General features: G+C 75.9%; 1 protein-coding gene. It reads left to right on the plus strand.

Annotation, left to right across the window (positions count from 1 at the left end; translation table 11 throughout):
* On the plus strand, window positions 1–449 hold a 449-nt coding region (locus EAD98_RS00125), incomplete at both ends, for an IMP dehydrogenase (protein WP_121652102.1).

The following is a 449-nucleotide window of genomic DNA, read 5'->3' on the forward strand; positions in this document are numbered from 1 at the left end:
GGGCGTGGACCGCTTCGCCCCGCTCCGGCACGTGATGTCGACCGAGCTGCACACGGTGCCTGCGGACGCCGATCCGCGTACCGGTTTCGACCGGCTCTCGGCCGGGCGGCGGCGGCTCGCCCCGGTGGTGGACGCCGAAGGTCGGCTCGTCGGGGTGCTCACCCGGCAGGGCGCGCTGCGCGCCACGCTCTACAAGCCGGCCGTGGACGACAAGGGCCGGCTGCGGATCGCCGCGGCGGTGGGCATCAACGGCGGCGTGACCGGCAAGGCTGCCGCGCTGCTGGAGGCCGGGGTCGACACCCTGGTCGTGGACACCGCGCACGGGCACCAGGAGCGGATGCTCGCCGCGCTGCGGGCGGTCCGCGCGCTGGACCCGGCGGTTCCGGTCGCGGCCGGCAACGTGGTCACCGCCGAGGGCGTACGCGATCTGATCGAGGCCGGTGCGGACA

The sequence above is a fragment of the Micromonospora sp. CV4 genome, from assembly GCF_003667455.1.
Taxonomy (GTDB): domain Bacteria; phylum Actinomycetota; class Actinomycetes; order Mycobacteriales; family Micromonosporaceae; genus Micromonospora.